This window comes from Rahnella perminowiae, assembly GCF_019049755.1.
GTDB classification, from domain to species: Bacteria; Pseudomonadota; Gammaproteobacteria; order Enterobacterales; family Enterobacteriaceae; genus Rahnella; species Rahnella perminowiae.
Genome location: NZ_JAFMOS010000320.1, coordinates 1 through 4,715, shown reverse-complemented (window position 1 = coordinate 4,715; position 4,715 = coordinate 1). Strand labels below are relative to the sequence as shown.

General features: G+C 42.7%; 4 protein-coding genes. All 4 read left to right on the top strand.

Annotation, left to right across the window (positions count from 1 at the left end; all coding sequences use genetic code 11):
- Window positions 1–210: hypothetical protein (locus J1785_RS03200; RefSeq protein WP_217158942.1), on the top strand; the 210-nt coding region annotated here is incomplete at its 5' end.
- Complete coding sequence (locus J1785_RS03195) at window positions 137–1,081, top strand: DMT family transporter (RefSeq protein ID WP_217218789.1); 945 nt, start codon at window positions 137–139, stop codon at window positions 1,079–1,081. The genes J1785_RS03200 and J1785_RS03195, both read left to right, overlap by 74 nt.
- 4 nt (window positions 1,082–1,085) lie before the next feature.
- A complete protein-coding gene (locus tag J1785_RS03190) occupies window positions 1,086–3,449 on the top strand; it encodes an aminotransferase class III-fold pyridoxal phosphate-dependent enzyme (RefSeq protein WP_217158947.1) in 2,364 nt (787 codons plus the stop codon).
- Window positions 3,421–4,715 (top strand): AMP-binding protein (locus tag J1785_RS03185; RefSeq protein ID WP_217218788.1); only part of this gene is annotated, 1,295 nt, incomplete at its 3' end. The genes J1785_RS03190 and J1785_RS03185, both read left to right, overlap by 29 nt.

Genomic DNA, 4,715 nt, shown 5'->3' with positions numbered 1-4,715 from the left:
TACATTAGCAATCACAATAACTATCATATTGAACATCATTCATACCCTAATGTTTGCGCCCATAATTTAAAAATTGTAAATGAGAAAAAAAGTGGTGAATATTATACTGAAAATTCGTACATTGAGGCAATGAAAAATGTCATATCTGGAATCCGAAACGAAAAAAGTGCTGAAGACAAAGTTATCGCTAAAGTTGCAAAACAGGATTAAGGGGGTCTCTGCCGGTATCGTTGCTGTGATAATTTATGCATCAATGTTTCTTGTCTCTAGATATGGCGTTAAAAATAATATTGGTATTTATGAACTTGCATTTATTCGCTACAGCATTGCCGGTATGCTCTTGCTTCCACTCTTTTTCCTAAGGAAAACGTCAGGGCGCAGTGTACTGACTTTATCGCAGGGTGGACTGCTTGCCATTGTGGCAGGTATTCCCTACATGTTGTTGATCTATTTTGGTCTGAAATACGCTCCTGCAGCTCATGCTGCGGCCATTAACACAGGTACGGTACCGTGTGTAGTTGCATTAATGACGTTGGCGAAAGAATCAAGCCTGCGGGATAAACTCTTTAAACTTGGCAGCTATGCTGCTGTCATTGTTGGATTGTTCATTTTTACCGGTGTCTCCGTTCTACAAATGAATCACCAAGTCATTATCGGCGATATTCTGTTTTTCTTATCGGGAGTTTCTTGGGCAATTTTTACTTTATTGTCAAAGAAGTGGCAGGCTGACTCCTATGAACTGACCTCCACAATATCGGTCATTTCACTACTATACGTGCCAATTTATCTTTCCCTGCAAGGGTTAAGCAAACTGGCGGCTATTCCTACGCGAGATATATTAATTCAGGGGCTTTTGCAAGGCGTTGGGAGTTCCATTGTTGCTATGCTGCTATTTACTTACAGCATAAGAAAAATAGGTGCCAACCATGCAACATTATTATCACCTTTTATTCCCTTACTAACTGCGATGATGGCAATACCTTTACTGCATGAGCTTCTTAGCCCAGTACAATGGCTCGGAGTGTTTTTGATTATTAGTGGCATTATTTTCGCTGCTCGATTTCAGGCAGGAAGAGGATGATGGTATGAATAATATAGAATGGCAGGTTATTAAGGCTACTGGCGACCTCACTGAGGTGCTTAAAATAAGACATAAAGTTTATGTTGAAGAAGCCTCTCGTCTAAATCATGTTGATGACACCTTATCCTCATTTGACAGGTTTGATAATTATTGCGTTTATATCATTGCAAAAATTGACAATCAACCAGTAGCTACGGTCAAAGTAATTACTGATTCACCTATAGGTTTACCCTGTGACGAATTTGCAGATCTGAGTAAATACCGTCGTCCTCAACACCATCTGTACGAATTTGGCCATCTTATATCATTGCCTACGGTACGCAATGATAAACTCGGACCTGCGATGATGCGTGCTGCGCTTATTTATGCCGTTAATAGAGGTGCCACGCATATTCTTGGCGATTTTTTTGCTGATGGCACCCAGCAAGATTTACATTATTACTATAAAAATATTGGATTCATTGCTGCCTGTCATCCCTATAGAGATCCACGTTTTACTGGAGCACCTCTCAGTATTATTGGATTGCTGGATATTAGTCAATCCTACAGTCTTTATCTACGTGGGAGCCGTGTACAAAAACGTCTTCTGCATTATTTTTATAATGATTATGCGATTTATCGAGACACTGATAAGCCGGAACTGTATTTTACTCATCAGGTTGAAGGGCGAAAAAATCAGCGCCAGTTATTAGCAGAGCTAAAGGCAAAAGTTAATCACCCTTCTTACGCCCGCTTATCTTATCTGATGGGGTGCGGTATCCAAATGCGCGGCGAGGACGAATTTGTTATGGATGAGAATGGCCGTGAATTCTATGCCCTATTTGATCAATATGGTAATCAATCATTTGGTTATAACCACTCTCAATTCACCGATGCTCTCAGGCAGGCAATAGCCAGTAAGAACATTAACAGTACAAAGATAATGTTTGAAGAGGCCTCTATCAAGCTGGCAGATGAATTGATTGAGGCGACTGGCAATAATTTTGACTGTTGCTATTTTGCCAATGGTGGCGGAGAAACTATTGATAACGCTTTTAAAATAGCGATGGCGGTGACGCGCAGGAAAAAAATCATCGCCTTTGAAAACTGTTTTCACGGTAAAACTATTGCCACGCTCAGCGCTGCAGGAAGGGAAGAACATTATCGAGTCTATCCGGGTTTGATGACAGATACCTTTGTCATCGTCCCCTTTGGGGATAAAGCAGCATTGGATGCGGCATTAACAGATGAAATAGCGGCTGTAATTATCGAACCTGTTCAGGCCGAGGGTGGAGTCAACACACCTTTCGCAGGCTATTTACCGTTTATTGCAGAGCGCTGTCGCCAGCAGGGTACATGTCTGATTTTTGATGAAATGCAGACGGCGTTTGGGCGTCTTGGTCATCTATTCGCATTTCAAAAATACCAGGTCGTTCCGGATATTATGTGCATAGGCAAGGCATTTGGTGGTGGCATCTTGCCGATTTCTGCAGTGCTCGCTAGGCGTGAACTGTGGGGTGTTCTGAATGACCATCCTTCCTCATTTGGTTCAAGTCTTGGAGGAAATCCTGTCAGTTGCCAGCTCGCACGTCAAGTACTCAGGACGGCTTCAACGCCATCATTTCTCGCCCATATCAACATGCTCTCAGGTATGTTACTGCCGGAACTGAAGCGTTTGGCGAAAAATTATCCGTTGCTTATCAGCAAAATCAGCGGTGATGGATTGATGTTCGGTATTCATTTTACCTCTCCGCTTATGGTTGGCCTGGCGTTACGTTTACTTTACGAGAATGATGTCACCTCTTCCTATTGTTTGTATAACCTCAATGTCCTACGGGTTCAACCGCCATTAAATAGCCAGCCGCACAATCTGATAAAAGCTTGCAATACTCTCGATGGTGTTTTGAACAAGATTAATAATATTGATATTGCGACTTGGAGCCTTAATCACGCTTCTTTTGAACTCATATTACCTACACCTATCAACAACGTTTTAAAGCAGGTACAGGATTACCCCGCGTTGTTTGACCCATTCAGTGATGGGCGGACACACTACCCTTGCGATCAATGGGTAAACTTTTATGGAAACTTAGGAGATGACCGTGCCTGCTGGAAAAATCTAACGGGGTTGCTGGAGGACGGTTTTGTCTCCACGGCAGCAGAAGGATTCATCTGGAAAAGCTGCATAAGGCAGCTTAGGCTGAGTGTACTGACGCCTGTGATGACGCAAGTTTCTCTCACAGTGGAATGGGATAACGCTATGCAGCCTTATGACATGCTTACCAATGTGAAAATTAATCTGTATCTGAATGAACAGGGTTTTCAGCGGATAAAAAATGAATTAATGCGAGGAGGGATGAATGAAACATTTTTACGAAACGTTGTCTGACCCCGACATTGCCTGGCAGGGGGAAATTAGTTTCTTTGAGGGCGGACGCCTTATCACCCGTACCGGTAGCGACTTTCAATCTGAAGTCATTCTTTTATCCACATGGCTGGATTCATTATCGTTGGCAGAGGGAACGCTGATAGGGATATTTTCAGAAAATACTGTCAGTTGGCTCTTATGGGATTTGGCCACGATGCGCTGTGGGCTTAGATTGAAAGCATTTAATAAAAAACCTCAATTCAGTATGTTAGAGGATTTTCTTACTGAACATTCGCTGGCATTACTGATCGCAAATGATCCATTGCTAATTGCCACGGGTGCACTGGATATTACCGTGGCAGAAAATCCTGTAAAAATTGGTGATGAAGTAATCATCAAACGTGGAGAGTGTCCCTTCTTTAATCAGGACTGTCTGTCATTGGTATACTCCTCTGGGACTACTGGCCATGATAAAGGGCTGATTATAAGTAAAAAGGGGGCTGATTTCGTCATTAAACGTTTTATTCAGGATTACCAGCTCAGTGAGCGAGACCGTCATCTGATATTTTTGCCTTTGGCCAATTTTCAGCAACGTTTGTCAGTATATGGTTGCCTGCTTAGCAACGCCAGCCTGTGCCTGTGTGATTACAAGAGTGTTTTCCCTGCGATGCAGGCCTTCAGACCAACCTTTCTGATTGCTCCACCAGTGTTTTACCGTACAGTGGTACAGGTCTTTAAGATGCGTGAGAATAAAGACGTAACGCTAAATGCATTGATGGGAGGCAATATCAGGTTTTGTATTACCGGTATGGCACCGATCGATAGGGCAACAGTTAACCACTATGAGCAAGGCGGTGTTAGGCTGTTAGAAGCTTATGGTACCACTGAGACCGGAATGATCACTTGGAGTACCCTTGATAGTTACAAGCCGGGCAGTACTGGCAAGCCGCTGGACAGGGCACATTTACTAATTAATGCGGACGGTGAATTGTCGATAAATCGCCCATGGCCACTTTCCCAAGGCTATTTCGATCTTCCAGATGGAGAATCCACTGAAATTTTTCTGGCGAATGGCAACATTGTTACTGGTGATATTGTGACTGAGGATGAAGACGGTTTTTTTTACATCGTCGGACGTACAAAAGAAGTCATTATACTCGATAACGGGAAAAAAATTCACCCAAGCGAAATTGAAGACACTTTTGAGATAAATGGAATAGACTGCGAATTAGTTGTGTTTTTTTATGCGGATAAACGGGCACCAGCAATGTTGGTATCGCGTAATAA